The organism is Amphibacillus jilinensis Y1 (assembly GCF_000306965.1).
Classification (GTDB): Bacteria; Bacillota; Bacilli; order Bacillales; family Amphibacillaceae; genus Amphibacillus_C; species Amphibacillus_C jilinensis.
In genome coordinates, this window is sequence record NZ_JH976437.1 from 149608 (window position 1) to 165708 (window position 16101).

The window sequence follows — 16101 nt, forward strand, 5'->3', positions numbered from 1 at the left end:
ATCACAGGTGCGGAATATACTCCCGCTTATGCATTCACCTGTTCTGCGCGGTTGTAGCAACGGGTGCTACTTGACTTGCATAACATTAGAATAATATCATGATTTAATTTATCTTGTCAATGTTTTGTTGTTTCTTTTTAGCGATATATTCCTGAATAAGTGCCTCTGAACCTATTCGTTTAATGTGATAATGGTGTACACCTTTTACTATACTAAAATAGACAGTCGTTTGAAGATTTTGCTGAAGCAAATCATGATTGATCCATCTATACCAAAGTTGCTTGAAGCCCTCAGTTACTTCTACCACCGTTGCCTCTTCTTTAATTGAAACAAGCTGCCGTTCAAGCTGAAAAACCATTGTTTCTGGTGAGGCACGACTCGCCTTAGCTATTGTTTGCCCTATTGTAAACTGATGGATCGGCGCTTCTCGCTTTCTTGTTAATTCAAATAATCCCAGCGCTGTAAAGCCGAAAACCTTAATTGGTAGTACGTCCTGTTTTAACTTATCAGTAAATATTTTTTGCAACTTCGCCTGATCCTGTGTTTTTCGCAGGCGAATAAAGTCAATCACAATGATTCCAGATATATTTCGCAGTCGAAGCTGTTCTGCAATCGCAACAGCAGCAATTTTATTGACTGCATATGCTGTTTGATGAGATCCTCTTTTTCCGGTATAACCGGCAGAGTTGACATCGATAACGGTCAGCGCTTCAGTATGGTCAATATGCAATGTTATACCATGTTGACAAACCACTACGGGATCTAACAATTGCTCAAATAAATGGTCCACTGTAATCGGCAATCTATCCGTTAACTGTTTATCCCATACTACTTTTTCGATTAATTTAGGATAACGCTGCTTAAGTTGTCTTACAGTCGTTGCTTGATCACAATATATCATGTTAATATCAGCACCTGAAAACTTCTTAATTAGCTGATCACTTACCGTTTGAGCATGCCAAACTTGATAAGGGGGCTTCTCATCCTTAGCGTCTTGTCTGAGGTGATGCCACAACTGACGAAGCTGCTCAACCTGCTGCGTTAGCTCTTGAACTGAATGGTTAACCGCCTCTGTGCGAATAATTAAACCTTCGTGGTCTGCGCAGATTTCTCCTAGTACTCCTGCCAGTTCTTCACCTTGATTAACTGTTATTTTTTTTGAAACAGCTACTCGCTGACCATAAGGTAAGTAGATAATATTTTCCCCAGGTAAAGTGATATCCGCCGTTAACCGCGCCCCTTTTTGCTGGTAAGCATCTTTGACTACTTGCACAAATAAGGTTTGACCTTCAACGAGCAGAGACTCAATCGGTTTATCTGTTGGATTAATCGATGCTGGCAATTCTTTTTTTTCTAAGTATCCCTTATGTTTTAACCCTATGTCTAGATAAGCAGCTTGAAGGCCTTTATCGACAGTTGTCACTTTTGCTTTTAAAATAGAACCTACAAGTTGTGGTGTGTTGGGTCGGTCAATCGCCAAGTCAATAATTTTATCCTGTGCTATAACTAGACCGAGCTTTTCTGTTGTTTTGGTTAATAACATAATATCTACCATTTGTACGCCTCTTTCCTTCAATTCCGAACGACATCATTTAACCGATCCTGATAGTTACCTTGTTCAAAATAGTGCTTTAAACACGTGCTTTCATTGGTCATTCTACAACGTTCTTTAATTAAAATAGGATGATAGCAATTGGCACGAAAATGTAAAAAAACATCACTTAATGACGTTTGACTTGAAAGTATAAGTGGAACAACTTTCCTCGATTGCTTCATTTTTGACATACGACTTAATAAAAAACGTTGAAATACATAGAATCTTCTTTTCCATTCTAAGCGATTCTCTAAAATAAGAAAAGTAAACAGAACAGATGCGTTTAAAAAAGCATCATAGTAAATGGTTACAATCACTAAAAATATAGAAAGCATAGCAAAAGAGAAAATTAACGTACGCTCATATGCTTTTTTATAGGGATATATTTTATTTAATAAAAGATTAAATAGTTTACCACCATCGAGCGGCCAAATCGGAATGAGGTTAAAAAGTAGAATAAATTGATTATATTTAATAGCAAATAAAAGTAACGATTCAGAAAGTTGTAACGCTGTGTTAAATTGTAACAACATCCAATAAATAAATACATGTTGTAGCGGACCCGCAATTGTAATAAGAAATTGTTCAAAAGCTGGTTTATTTCCGTGTTCCTCTGTCTCCATCACACCACCGAATATCCATAGTGTCACACGACGTATATTCCAATTAAATGACTTAGCAGCAATAATATGGCCCAACTCATGCCAAATAACGATAGTGAAAATAATTAATACTTCAGTTAACATACCCGTCAATAGAGAAACAATAATGGTAAACCAAATTGATGGATGTAAATAAATAAAAGTGTTTTTATTTCGTATCATCAACAGGAATTACCTCGATGGGATCAATAAATTCACTACCTTTTTGCATGGAGAAATACAAGTGATGTTGACCATTTAACAATGTAGATACTGTCCCAATCATTTGACTTGCATGGACAAACTGATAGGGGGTCACATTGATCTCATCTAGAAAACCGTATATTGATTTGGTTCGATCAGGATGTTGAATAATAATTGTTTTTTTCGTTTGCCGATCGTTTCCAGCAAAAATTACTGTCCCTTGCTCTATTGCATAAACATCCGGCTGGTCTATCACTTCTATAACTAAGCCTTGTCCATTTGTTTCAAAAGACTCTGAAACAACACCATTGACAGGCATGGCCAATTGCCCATAGGTTGGGATCGTTGATTGATCAACAAATAATCCAAAAGGCAATCCAAAACGTTCTTGATACCAGACATTAACTGTAGCAAAAGGAAAATCTTCGCTCAATTGCTTCGTTAACCATTGTTTGGTCTGACTTAATGCTGGCAATTGCGTTTGAAAAATAAGTGTTGCTATTAGAAAAAAGGAGCCTGAAATGATTAATTGTTTCATAAATAAAGGCATTCGATCATTAGAATGGTTTGTATGTTGTTGCTTTAATGTATCAAGTGATCGAGGGGGCCGATTAGGATATTTAACTTTAACCGCTTTTGTTTTTCCTTTTTTCCGTTTGGCCAAGGTCTTACGTACTTGTTTTAAATCTCGCTTCACGATAGACTCACTACTTTCTATTAGCATTTGTACAAGTTTATTCAACATACTAAGAATTATGAGTTTATCAGCATTGATTTTATTCGGTTAATCTGATCTTCGGGTTAGTTACAAAAGCTTTCAACACGTCCTATCATGACTTAAAGAGGTGCTCGAAAAGTTGCTTCATTTTTTAACATGTAGTAGCTGGCCTGTGCTAGGTGATTAATCATTAATCACAGCGCCTTTTTTGCTGACAACGAAAAAGAAGCAGACAAACTTGTCCACCTCTTCCTGTATTGATTGATCTATTTCACGCGTCACACACTCTAATTATGTGGCTAAAATCTTTGAAGTCGTTAAAATGATCACACCCTGATCTCATTACCAGTAGTCATCCATCGTTAAAGAATTATTAATTACGCATCCCGAAGAATTTTTTCATTTTAGTGAACATGCCTTGTTCTTCTTCAAATGATTGTAAGGGTACAGACTCACCTAATATACGCCGAGCAATGTTTCGATAAGCTATCGATGCCTTAGTATTCGGTTGAAAGGCAATAGGTTCTCCGTGATTCGAAGCTTTGATCACTTCATCATCATCCGCTACAATACCCAATAAATCAATTGAAAGGATTTGAATAATCTCATCAATTGTTAGCATATCGCCATTTTTCATCATATGATTTCGGATTCGATTAATCACTAATTTAGCTGGTTCCAATTCTTCTTGCTCTAATAAACCAATAATCCGATCTGCATCACGTACACTTGATTTTTCAGGGGTTGTTACGACAATCGCTTGATCAGCACCAGCCACCGCATTTTTATATCCTTGTTCAATACCTGCTGGACAATCAATAATAATAAAGTCAAATTCTTTTTTTAATTCCGCAATCATCTCTATCATTGCTTCTGGTGAGAGATCATTTTTGTCACTCGTCTGGGCAGCAGGTAATAAATACAAATAGTCAAAACGTTTGTCTTTAATCAATGCCTGCTTTAACTTACATTTCCCCTTCGCCACATCGATAATATCAAAAATAATCCGATTTTCTAACCCCATAACAACATCTAAATTCCGAAGACCAATATCCGTGTCCATCAAGCACACTTTTTTATCCATAAGCGCTAGTGATGTCCCTAGATTTGCAGTGGTCGTTGTTTTACCAACGCCCCCCTTACCTGAAGTAATAACAATAGCCTCAGCCATTTAAAACACTCCTTTCAAATCCACTTAATTCTGGTCGTTTTTTAGCAACTATTTGTAAACGATCAATTATTATTTTTTCAGATTGATCAACATAGCCACATTCCATATAAACACCATCTGATTCATAATCAGGTGATCGGCTATAAAGCGTTGCAATTCTCAATTGTACCGGATGCATATAAGAAGCCATAATTACTGCGTCTTGATTGCCTTTATAACCGGCGTGAGCAATGCCTCGAAGATTACCCATCACAAATATATTTCCAGTTGCCTTTACGGTTCCGCCGGGATTGACATCGCCAATTAAAAGAAGATCCCCTGTTATCTCAACGACTTGGCCTGATCGGACCGTTTTTGTAATAATACGCATATCACTTTCTTCTTTCCATCGCATTGCCTGTTCTTTTGTTATCACGTTCGACTCAATATCTTGGACGACCAACTTGTTTTTCTGACGAATAAGGGTGCGCAATTGTTCCTCTTGGTCGTTATGTAAGTAACGATTACCTAGTTGAACTTTAACCGTAATCATTGATTGTTCAACATCGATATCATCTTGAGAGAGCGTTTTATCTAATTCATGTAACAGTTGTTCAAAAGAACACGTATCATCCAAGTTAAGGGTTAGTCCGTCTCTTGTACCTTTAATCGTTACATATTGATTCTTTGCCACCAAGCAAACACCTCCATTCGGTCTGCATAGTCATGTTGACATCATTTAATTTGTAGAACGTTTTTCATCAAATCGTTCTTTAGACCATTTAACTAACTTCCTTTTAAACAGAGCATAAAAAATAAGAAAGATCATTAGATTAACAACCATTGTTGGGATCATCCGGTTGATAAGGTAATCCGCCATGATCATTTGGGTTACATCAGTAGCATAATAGATAAGGTAAAGTAGAAAATCTACCAACCCGACAGCAACAAAGGCCAGTAATGATGCAACATAAAAGTTAGCATGCAACAACTTACGCATTCCGTGAACAAAGTAAATAGAAATCGCATAGCTGAACATATACACACCTAAAATATTTGTATACACAACATCAATTAAAAAACCAAATAAGATGGCGAAAAATAACGCATAGTAGGTATCCTCTAAATCGTAAAACATCTTGAATAAGACAAGGAACAAAAAAACAGAGTGGCTGACAATGAGCCATCCTAATTCATCGACTCGAGCAGGAATTAATTCAATCATTGCTCCTTGCATAACAAGCAATAACAACAAAATAAGAGGAAGATAAACTCTAGACATTATTCCTCCTCCGTTTCATCATCATCGTTGTTTGATGGCAAACCACGATCAACAACAATAACATGGTTTAAATCACTAAGATTTGCTGAAGGACTGACATAAGCAATTTGAGTCAAGCCATATTGATCAGTTGTAACTTCTTCAATCGTCCCTATCTCTAAACCTTTTGGGAAAATCCCACCTAACCCTGAAGAAAAGACGTGTTCACCTTCTGGTATTTCATCATAGTATTCAGTGAATTCCAATACTAATTGATCTCGTTCTTCATTATAGTCCAAAATAAAGCCACGTGCATCTTCGTCTTCATCAGTCAAATTCACATTAACCGCAATTCGATTCGATCGGTCAAATCCATTTAATAAAAGGATACTAGAGGAAAACTGAGAAGCTGACTGCACCTTACCAATCATCCCTTGAGCTGTAATCACAGCCATATCTGGTTGAACCCCATCTTGTTTTCCTTTATCAATCGTAACTTGTTTGAACCATTGCTCAGGACTCCTTGCTGTAACAGTAGCTTGGATAGCGGTATAATCAGTGATACTTTCTGTTTTATCCAAAAGAGCCATAAGCTCATCATTTTCATTTCGTAGTTCTTGTACTTCATATAGCATTTGCTGATATTGGGCTAAATTTTCCTTTAAAACTTGGTTTTCATCATAAAGATTATTCAGATTGCTAATGTTTTGAACGAGACGGCTTGTATAATTAACTGGCGCTAACACAATTTGTTGGCCCCACCCAACCGCATCAAGAAAAAATTCTTCGACAGAAGATAGCTGATCACGGTCTCTTAGCGAAAAACCAATTAGACCTACTAAAATGATTAGACCTAACAAAATCGAAAACAGACGTTTTCTTCGAAAAAAAGACATAGCTAATCCTCCAATTTAATCCATAGTTGAACGCGATGCAATATTAGGGTGTGATTTGAAATGTTCAATATATTCTAGGGCCTTCCCTGTACCAATAGCTACACTATCCAATGGTTGCTCTGCTACAAATACGGGCATCTTTGTTTCCTCAGAAATGACTTGATCCAAACCACGTAGTAATGCACCGCCTCCAGATATGACAATGCCTCGATCCATCACATCCGCAGACAATTCGGGTGGCGTCTTTTCTAATGTGTTCTTCACTGAATCGATAATAGCTGTCACTGTATCACGTAAAGAATGAGCTATTTCCTCCGCAGTTATTGTAATTGTCTTAGGTAAACCTGTTAATAAATCACGCCCACGAATATCCATCTCATCAACCTCAGTATGATAGCCTGCAGAACCAATATCCATCTTTATTGACTCAGCAGAACGTTCACCAATCATTAGGCTATATTTTTTGCGAATATATTGTATAATCGCCTCATCCATGTCATCACCAGCTGTACGAATCGATTGGCTTGTCACAATACCACCTAAAGAAATGACGGCTACCTCTGTTGTTCCTCCACCAATATCTACAATCATACTACCGGTAGGTTCCCAAACCGGCAGTCCAGCTCCAATAGCTGCCGCAAAAGGTTCTGCTACGGGATAAGCTTCTTTCGCCCCCGCTTGTTTAGTCGCATCGATCACCGCGCGTTCCTCCACCATTGTAATGCCAGATGGAACGCAAACCATCACGTTTGGTTTTCGTGCAAGTACAGAGCGATTTTTTTGTGCTAAACGAATATAATATTTCATCATGGCAGCAGTGGTATCATAATCTGCAATAACACCGTCTCTCATAGGTCTAATAACAGAAATATTTCCTGGTGTACGACCAATCATATTACGCGCGTCACCACCAACGGCCTCAATGTCACCTGTTGAATTATTTTTAGCCACAACAGATGGTTCTCTAACAACAATCCCTTTTCCTTTAATGTAAACTAGCGTGTTCGCTGTCCCTAAATCAATACCTAAATCTTGTGAAAAACTAAATTTTGACACATTAATCGTCCTCTCTATCTTTGAAAAAGTAAAATGTTTATATTTGCATGGAATTTTTACACAACGTTACTGTTGTTTCGTTAAAAGTCATACCTTACAGCTTTTAGAAATACCATTGCCCTTAATTATTCACAACATACTGATGATCAATAATCTCGGATTGTAAAAAAACTATTACTACACATTTTATCACAATAAGAAGCGCCTAACGCAAGAATTTTCTTGCCGTAGGGCGCTTACTTAGATAACTCGCCTATTTAATTATACGAGAAAATGTTAAAAATAGATAGTATTTATACATATCCTTTTTCTTTTAATGAAACGAATTTATGATCACCAATGACTAAATGATCTAAAAGTTCTATGCCAATCATCTTACCGCATTCTGCTAATCTTTTTGTAACAAGGATATCTTCTTGAGATGGTGAAGGGTCGTAGGGTCGACGTTATTTCGAAGATATCTAGACGTCTCCCTCAGAACCGTACGTACACCTTTAGATGTATACGGCTCGCCAGCTGATTTATAAACATGAGCCATTTGCTTCATTGTTATATTATTTTCTTTTAATAAAGATGCAGCCTTTTTAATTGAGTAATCTTTCTTAACAGCGATTGTTCGTAGTAAACTTTGATAAGCAAAATAATGAAATCGCTTGAGCTGTTTACTGTTGTCAACAATAGCGTATAAGAGTCTAACAACAAGAAGCTCGCCTTGATAGACGTTAACAATCTCGCGGATCGATCGATGAATTAAATATCCTCTTGCACTCGCTCTCCCTTGATGAAAATGACCATATTGAAACATCTGCGTTAATTTGATCAGCATATGTTGAGGTACATCAATACAGATTTTATTATTTTTTTGATCTTTTTTGATCTGAAGCCCATGAAGATAGATTGGAAGCGAAAAATGTTGGAAGTCAATAGCGTCCATGTGATAACTGGTGGTGTCTCGCAAGTATTGAAGAAGGTCAATCGCTTTAACTTTAGTCGTTGCTAGGCCTAGATACGTAAATTGATCAATATAAAGTCTAAAAGGTTTAATTAGGGGAAACCCATTTAATATAGGGAGGATATAATTCGAAAGAAATATCGCTTGAAGCAAATACAAGTATCGATCGGGTTCTTCCTGTTTTAGTTGATATAAAACACGAGTCATCACATGTCTAAAGCGAATATCATCAATCAAATATTTGATGTTATCTGTAAACATTTCTAATGCCTCAAGCTTTGGTTTAAAAATGATTACCCATCTGACATGTTTCCAATCCCTTCTTACTTGGGTAAATGGATTGGAAGACCCATGCATTGTTATGAATAGCTGTTCAATAAGATAAACAACGGCTTCTTTAACCACGTCTCGCTTTTGTTTATTAAGACGATTAACGTTGACTTTCCTTAAAAACAACTGTTTTAAATGGTCAACATACTTTTTTAAATCACGCGGCTTGTCAATATCATGCACACGCTCATTTAACACTTGGAGCCAAAGTGCATCTTGATAGAAAAGTTTATAACAATGCTTAACATATTTTTTAGCTCTTATCCGCTCACGCATAACAACGATTTGTTTAAAAGGGGGACTTGTCACATTCATGACACCTCCAATCAAATCTGTTTGATCAGCCTATCCCCCTTCCCCCTGCTAAACAGATTACCTGCAAACGTTGGGTACTATGAGGATTCCGTTACCTTATAGTGCAGCACTACTTAGGTAATCCCTACCTTACAGTTAATAAAAGATACATAATGGTTAGGTACTCCTTTCGACTATCTCTCCATCTTAAAGAATGGCGAATAATCCTTATCATAAACACCATCTGACGCGTGGTGTTTATATCATTCGCGTAAACACATGTTACGATACCATCACATCCATTAATTAGTCTAGAGTTCAAGCAGTTTAGCCTTTACCTTACATTATTTGACCAATCAAATTGACACCATGCTATTGTCCTTCATTGTGTTTCCACTAGAAGTAAGGTGCTGGTCATAGAATATGATAAGGAATTCTAGGTCATCTTGTGACCACTTTTATTAACTACAGTATAGGCGCACGCCAGATGGATGGTTGTGAACGCATATAACAGAAGCTGCTGATCTTTTTACAGCTTCGCGATACACTTCTCGTGGATGTACGATACTAGCATTGAGACTGCCAATAAAGACGGTTTGTCGATGAATAATTTGATTCTTCGTGTTAAGAAAAAGAACAACGAAATGCTCTTGCTTTAACAAGCGCATGTCTTCCATAACAAAGTCCGCACCATCTTCGGGGCACCGAACAACAAAACGTTCTGTTGCTTTTAACCGGGCCATTCTATTGCCAAATTCAATCGCTGCTAGCATTCCTACTGCTTTAACCTGCCCAATCCCTTTAATGGCCGTTAACTCTTCCAAGGTTGCTTCCCTTAGTAGCTCAATCCCTTCAAAATGGTGATAAACACGCTTTGCTAGATCTTGAACTGTTTCTGCTTTGCTTCCACTTCCTAAAAGAATAGCAATTAATTCTTGATTGGAGAGGTGTGATGCCCCCCATTCAATCAAACGTTCCCTTGGCCGGTCTTGTTTAGGGATATCCTTCATCGTTAAATGAAGTTCAGGCATAATAAACCTCCTTTCTTAATAGGTTAACTCTAATGTATACATAATTTAAAAAACTCACAACTATACGCTTTTATATATACGGTAAATAAATATTGATGCATATTGAAAAATCAGCTTGATAATTGAAAAAAAGAGATCAGAAATAACACAATTTATCAATCTCTGTCAGTTAGCAAATTGATCATATGTAAACCAAAGTTCCATTAAAAGTGTAGCGGTTTGACTCGTGTTGATTTCTTGTAATAGCTCTTCCACTTGTTGATGGAATTGTAAAACATGTTCTGATTCAGAATAATGATCAACGGTTAACCATTGCTGCCAATCTTGTTCCACTTGTTCTGTAATACCTGATAATGATTGTTGCCATAGTTCTGAAAAAGACGTTAGCCAATGATATTCTTCATCTGTTACAGCAATATCATACGCGTCAGTTTGCCACTCTCGAATATAGGTGTCTATATCTAGCTGTTCCGCTGCTTGCTTTGCTTCAGATTCTGATTGATATACACCTACAAACACACGATAATCATTATCTGTTTGCCAAACAACAGCTGAATAGTCACGGTTGCTTAAATCTTTTTGAAATTGTTCAGCTTGCTCTTGCATCTCAAAGGCTCCCACTTGAATGACATAGGCTGATAAGCCGTCAAGTACTTTGAGATCTGAAGTTGAAGCTGTTTGATTATCTTGATCCTCAAACGATTGTGTTAGCTCTTGGTTAGTTGTAGCTTCTTCTTTTTCACCTGTGAATATATAAATAAATGTCATGCCAAATCCCATTCCAATCGCAATTGCAGCAAATGCCGTCACGATAAATTTAACCCAAAACGCGTTTTTAATCATTGTTTTTTTTGATGAATGTAATCCATAAGTATAAGGCTCTACTTCAGGAGGGTCATTATCCAGATCAGAAAGACTTGCTGCCGTTTCCTTAGTAAGATTATCATCAATTGATACTTTACTTTGATCAGATAGTTTTATAGATATTTGTTTTTTCTTTTCCAAGTGTATTCACTCCATTCCTTACTCTATCATTACTCTAGCATGGAGCGAATAAAAAAAAACACGACCCTTGTCAGCAAGAGCCGTTAATTTCCCATCAAAATATGTGATATTTTAATTTATTAATACATTTTCATTATAAAAAGCCCTAATTATTACATTACTCGAGACGTGATCATCAAAAGGTTGTTGATAATCCAATTGTATTAGCTCAATAAATCGATCCATATCATTTAGCTCGCTAATGAAGGTATTAAATACTTCTAAAGATGCTGTATCAAATGATAACTGATAGTCAATTATATTTATTTGATTTGGATAACCGTCTTGCTCTAAAATGATAGCTTCTGTGCTTTTAGCGATACTACTAATGGTCACATCTAGTCGTTCTTCAAGCTCAAAAACAGCATCAATTAGCTGATCAACATTTTGCTCTGTCGGGAGCTGTTGACGTAGCTTCGCTGCTTCATCTAACCAATCTTCTTCACCTTTATCAACACGCAATGATTGATCAAGTAACGTTTGCTGTCTAGCTAGCATCGCTTCAGAATCTGTTAAGGCTTGGCGGGCTTCACTTAAAAACAAACGGTCACCATAATACCAGATGGCTGTTAAAACCACTATAATTAATAACAGATATAGCAAATAGTTTTTCTCCCATTTAATGATCATCTTTAGCCACCTCACTTAACTGAATCTGATCAATACCTATAGTTAAATTCACTTGATAGTCTGCTTCGACTTCATTGATCAGATCAATTGCTTCTAATTCAACAGTAGTTACATATGTCAAGGCCAGTAAATCACGGGTTAAACTAGAAACAGCGTTAGCATCTGCTAATTGTAATTCCAATAGCAAGTCACCTTGAATCGTGTAGTTAAAATCAACAATAGTGGTTGCTGGATCAACAGGGAGTTGCTGTAAGATGTTATCATTTAAAAAGACAGTTGGATGTTTAATGTCAATAAGGCGATTTAGATCGTTCGCTAACTGATCAACTTGATTCGCTAGTAAATGAACATGTTGCAACTCATCAATGATGGTTGATTGTTCTTGAATAAGACTTTGATTCGTTTGATTCTGCTTGTTTAATTGGATAGAAGTCAGTATGAAATAGCCACTTATACTCATTATACCAAGTAATAATACCCCCATTAATAAATAGGGTATAAGATTCTTTTTCTTCTTTTCAAAAAAGTTGATTTCAATCATGTTTATAACCCCTTATCGAAAGGCTGCTATGATTATTAGTCAAAGCTGGCACCCTTTAACCCTAATCCATACAGCGCTGCATAATCTAATGGCAGATGATTTGTTAAATGAAAATTTTTAATTGGCAATGCTAATCGATCACGTAATTGTTGCTTTAATTGCTCCATATCAGGAAAATCACCAACCACTAACAAATCAGTTACTTGCTCAAGGCCATTCATTACTGAATATTGATAAAAATCGATAAACCGTTCAATTGTTAAGAGTTGTTCTTCAATAAATGTCTCTGTAGCAGTAGTGGATTGACGCCAAACTAATTGGTGTTTCACTTGGTCTTTTTCCCATGCCTGAAAAGCATTTGCAAAATGAATATGACGGCTAAAGCGTGGTAAGTGATCATGAAAAACGGTTAACACTAAATCAACCTTATTCCATTGAATCATCAGTAAATGCTCGCCTTTTCTAAACAAGTCTTGCTTTACATACGATCGATAGACACTTAAGTAGGACACATCTGCCACTACGGGTTGCAAACGCAATTGATCAAATAAATGATAATAGGGAAGTAGCCTTTCAGACGGATAAGCAAATAATAAGATATCGTTCTCTTTATCGCCTTCCTGTAAGCATTGATAGTCGATCACTGGTTTTTTAAACGGTAATCGAATACTACCTTCAAGTTGTAATTTTATATATGATGTTGCCTCTTCTTTATTTAGCTGACTCGGTATTTTTTCAAATCGCATAACAACAAAGCTGTCCGGAACAATAAATGATAATTTGCGACGTCTCCATTTTTTTTGTTCAATTAACATCTTTAACGTAAGCATTAACTGTTCCTCATTAACAATACGGCCATCTTCAATCATGCTGACATCAAAAATCACCTCGCCGTAATCAGCCACTTGTTCCGGCTTGTTGTAAGGACAGACAAAGTAGCGAATACTTCGATCCGTAATCGTTACAAAAACATGTAAGTTACTAAATAATTGCATATATTTCATCCTTTAGTTTAGTTAGAATTCCAATTAAAAGAATAGCGATACATACCAATCGATTATAGATTCTCCATATATTAAAACCGTCAATACAGCTAAACTAATATAAGGACCAAAAGGCACTTTAGATTTCCGATCCACTCTTCTCATCAATAATAAAACCGTATTCACCAATGCTCCATAAAATGTTGCTAGTAAAAAAACCAATAATATAGATGGGTAGCCAAATATTATACCAAGCAAGGCAAAGTACTTCATATCACCAGCACCCATTCCGCCTTTACTCACAATGATGATTAAAAAAATTAAACCAAAACCAATAATAGCACCTAAGATTGGTGACCACCATGGTTCCAATGGAACAAGGACACGCGCCCCAATAACAAACGGTAAGAAAAAGATTAGTATTTTATTTGGAATAAGAAAATAGCGAGAATCGGTAACGATGATAATAACGGCTAAAGAGATAACTAAGAAAGCAACAATTAATTCAAAAGATAAACCAAAACGCCAATAACTCAAAGTAAAGCTTGTACCCGTTAACAATTCAATTATGGGGTAAAGCTTGCTAATTGCGTTATGACAGCCACGACATTTCCCCTTTTGGATCAGATATGACAAAACTGGAAGCAATTCAAACCATCGCAGCACTTTCTTACAGTTAGGGCAATATGAACGATCCGATTGCAGAAAATTTTTTTGAGGAACACGCAAACCAACCACATTGTAAAAAGAACCTAGCACCAATCCAAATATAAAGGTAACGATGTAATAAAAAAGGGCCATTGTCTTCTCCTAATAGAATGAAAGACCCCTCAGGGAGGAGTCTACATGTTATATTTATTTGAGTTCTAACTTACCATCTGCATCTCTGTCAACTGTTCCAGAAGGTGCATCACCTTGTCTCAAGTCTAAATACCCTTCACTTATAAGTGTATCGACATCAACAGGTAAGCCATTTTCATTTTGAACTTCATAAAGTCTAGCTGCATCTAAAATCAATGCCACTTCCTGTTCATCTGCGTCACCTTGAGCATTTTTAATAATATTGCCTATCGCTGGAATAGCAATTGCAACAATGATACCTAAAATAACAATAACTGCAAGCAGCTCAACAAGCGTAAAACCTTTTTCACCTTTAAGTATTTTCTTCATTCTACTTAACATCTTACTTCCTCCTTAAAACAAGTGATATAAGTTCTGAATTAACTTAAAAGTTATTTATGGCGGTATTTAAATTTCACAGCATATGATGTAAATGAAGTGCAATTGCTTTAGCAATGATTTTCAATAACGTCTAACCAAGAAAATCATATCCAAATACTGTATATTCTGTCCTTACTTGATAATAAGAACGCATTTAAAAAAGACTCACAACATAAATAACCTTTATGATGCCAGCCGGTTGCACTACTAACTCCAATTTACCAAAGTGCCCAAATAAGGTAAATTTTCCTCGTTTCTGATTTAATTTATAATACTATTATACTAATATAAATGTATTTGTCCACCTATATAGGTTAAAAAGTACATGACAAATTTACTTTTTTTATATATTTTCAAATAAATCGAACATCGGTATAACAACAGACAGGACAATAGACCCAACAACAAATGCTAAAAAGATAATTAATACCGGTTCAATCAGGGATTTCAACTTATCCGATGCTTCTTCTAATTCTTGTTCATAGAAGTCCGCCACTTTCTTTAACATTGCATCAATAGAACCCGTCGCTTCTCCAACTGCAATCATCTGAGTGACAAGTTTCGGGAATACCCAATGCTCTTTCATCGGCTTTGCTAAAGATTCTCCTTCTTCTAAAGCTATTCTACTTTCTTTTAACACGTCTTTAACGATCCGGTTACTAATCACATGTTCTGTTATTTGAAGAGCCTCTAAGATAGGGATTGAGCTATTTAATAATGAACTAAGTGTTTGACTCATTCTTGCTAATGTCGCTTTTTGAACAAAAATGCCGAATATAGGCAATTTAAAGTGTAAATGGTCAAATAAATAAGCGAATCGTTCACGTTTTACTAATGCTTTAACGATGACCACCGTTAAACTGACAATAACGACAAACAGCCACCAGAACCGTTGCATAAAATGACTAATATTAACGATAAACTGCGTATACGGTGGGATTTCTTGGCCAAATGATAAAAACATATCAGTAAATATCGGAACAATAAAAGCAAGCAAGAACATCGTAATCAACAAAGCAAGTGATCCAATCACTATTGGGTAAGTCATGGCTGTAATTATTTTTTGCTTCAGCTGATATTGCTTTTCATAATAAGTTGCCATTCGTTCAAATATTTCATCTAAACGACCACTTACTTCGCCTGCATTTACCATACTTACTAATAATTCAGGAAATAACTTTGGATAGCGTTCTAATGCACGAGATAAAGATTCTCCTTCTTGAATATGCGCCCTCACCTCTATTAATGCGGTCCTTAATGTTTTACTATTTGACTGTTCAGCTAATATTTCTGTCGTATCAACTAAGCTAATGCCTGCATTAACTAACGTTGAAAATTGGCGAAGAAAAATAACAAAATCTTTATTTTTTATTGGACGTCCTATATTAATATCACTATACAAGATGGGATTAAGTTTTTTGATTTTAAAAACGAGCAGACCCACTTGTTGTAATTCTATTAATGCATCCTTTTCAGTCTCCATTTCCACTTTACCCTTTGTTAATTTACCTTCACGTGTACGCGCTTGATAAGCATAGATTGGCAATGCACTCAC

At 36.3% G+C, this 16101-nt stretch carries 17 protein-coding genes, 1 pseudogene, 1 riboswitch and 1 other annotated feature (1 of these 20 only partly in view); all 18 genes and pseudogenes read right to left on the minus strand.

The annotated features are described in order from the left end of the window. Positions 1-63, minus strand: a sequence feature (ribosomal protein L21 leader region) (it extends 19 nt beyond the left edge of the window). Between the two features lie 40 nt (positions 64-103). After that, positions 104-1555 (minus strand): ribonuclease E/G, encoded by a 1452-nt coding sequence (locus B494_RS0112430; protein ID WP_017472715.1) that lies wholly within the window; start codon positions 1553-1555, stop codon positions 104-106. A 17-nt stretch (positions 1556-1572) separates the two neighbouring features. Next, a complete protein-coding gene (locus B494_RS0112435; RefSeq protein WP_017472716.1) occupies positions 1573-2418 on the minus strand; it encodes a M50 family metallopeptidase in 846 nt (281 codons plus the stop codon). Further along, entirely contained in the window at positions 2405-3136 is a 732-nt protein-coding gene (locus B494_RS0112440; protein ID WP_017472717.1) for a M23 family metallopeptidase, read from the minus strand. Before B494_RS0112440 ends, B494_RS0112435 begins: the two co-directional genes overlap by 14 nt. 394 nt (positions 3137-3530) lie before the next feature. Next, on the minus strand, positions 3531-4328 hold the full coding sequence (gene minD / locus B494_RS0112445; protein ID WP_017472718.1) for a septum site-determining protein MinD: 798 nt from the start codon (positions 4326-4328) through the stop codon (positions 3531-3533). Continuing rightward, on the minus strand, positions 4321-5004 hold the full coding sequence (minC, locus tag B494_RS0112450) for a septum site-determining protein MinC (RefSeq protein WP_017472719.1): 684 nt from the start codon (positions 5002-5004) through the stop codon (positions 4321-4323). Before minC ends, minD begins: the two co-directional genes overlap by 8 nt. 42 nt (positions 5005-5046) lie before the next feature. Next, complete coding sequence (mreD, locus tag B494_RS0112455; RefSeq protein WP_017472720.1) at positions 5047-5589, minus strand: rod shape-determining protein MreD; 543 nt, start codon at positions 5587-5589, stop codon at positions 5047-5049. Continuing rightward, positions 5589-6464: a rod shape-determining protein MreC gene (gene mreC / locus B494_RS0112460; RefSeq protein WP_017472721.1), complete on the minus strand. Its 876-nt coding sequence runs from the start codon at positions 6462-6464 to the stop codon at positions 5589-5591. Before mreC ends, mreD begins: the two co-directional genes overlap by 1 nt. Before the next feature lie 15 nt (positions 6465-6479). Then, positions 6480-7520: a rod shape-determining protein gene (locus tag B494_RS0112465; RefSeq protein WP_017472722.1), complete on the minus strand. Its 1041-nt coding sequence runs from the start codon at positions 7518-7520 to the stop codon at positions 6480-6482. Positions 7521-7813: 293 nt separating this feature from the next. Next, positions 7814-7954, minus strand: a pseudogene (locus B494_RS20195) (JAB domain-containing protein); the annotation flags it as partial. Beyond that, a complete protein-coding gene (locus tag B494_RS0112475) occupies positions 7909-9111 on the minus strand; it encodes a hypothetical protein (protein ID WP_206536221.1) in 1203 nt (400 codons plus the stop codon). The gene B494_RS0112475 and the pseudogene B494_RS20195, both read right to left, overlap by 46 nt. A 446-nt stretch (positions 9112-9557) precedes the next feature. Further along, positions 9558-10127, minus strand: coding sequence for a RadC family protein (gene radC / locus B494_RS0112480; RefSeq protein ID WP_017472725.1), 570 nt, complete (start codon positions 10125-10127; stop codon positions 9558-9560). 165 nt (positions 10128-10292) lie between these two features. Then, positions 10293-11132: an SPOR domain-containing protein gene (locus B494_RS0112485; RefSeq protein WP_017472726.1), complete on the minus strand. Its 840-nt coding sequence runs from the start codon at positions 11130-11132 to the stop codon at positions 10293-10295. Between the two features lie 111 nt (positions 11133-11243). Further along, the gene (locus B494_RS0112490) at positions 11244-11801 is read right to left on the minus strand and encodes a hypothetical protein (protein WP_017472727.1); all 558 of its coding nucleotides are present in this window, start codon (positions 11799-11801) and stop codon (positions 11244-11246) included. Then, positions 11791-12342 carry a hypothetical protein gene (locus tag B494_RS0112495; protein WP_017472728.1) on the minus strand — a complete coding sequence of 184 codons (552 nt, stop codon included), beginning with the start codon at positions 12340-12342 and terminating at the stop codon, positions 11791-11793. The genes B494_RS0112490 and B494_RS0112495 overlap by 11 nt, the downstream gene beginning before the upstream one ends. Before the next feature lie 35 nt (positions 12343-12377). Further along, complete coding sequence (gene pilM / locus B494_RS0112500) at positions 12378-13337, minus strand: type IV pilus biogenesis protein PilM (protein WP_017472729.1); 960 nt, start codon at positions 13335-13337, stop codon at positions 12378-12380. Between the two features lie 33 nt (positions 13338-13370). Beyond that, positions 13371-14126: a prepilin peptidase gene (locus B494_RS0112505; protein ID WP_017472730.1), complete on the minus strand. Its 756-nt coding sequence runs from the start codon at positions 14124-14126 to the stop codon at positions 13371-13373. Positions 14127-14180: 54 nt separating this feature from the next. Next, a complete protein-coding gene (locus B494_RS19345; RefSeq protein ID WP_017472731.1) occupies positions 14181-14507 on the minus strand; it encodes a competence type IV pilus major pilin ComGC in 327 nt (108 codons plus the stop codon). A 223-nt stretch (positions 14508-14730) separates the two neighbouring features. Next, positions 14731-14813: riboswitch (cyclic di-GMP riboswitch) on the minus strand. A gap of 76 nt (positions 14814-14889) precedes the next feature. Then, a complete protein-coding gene (locus B494_RS0112515) occupies positions 14890-16101 on the minus strand; it encodes a type II secretion system F family protein (protein ID WP_241211421.1) in 1212 nt (403 codons plus the stop codon).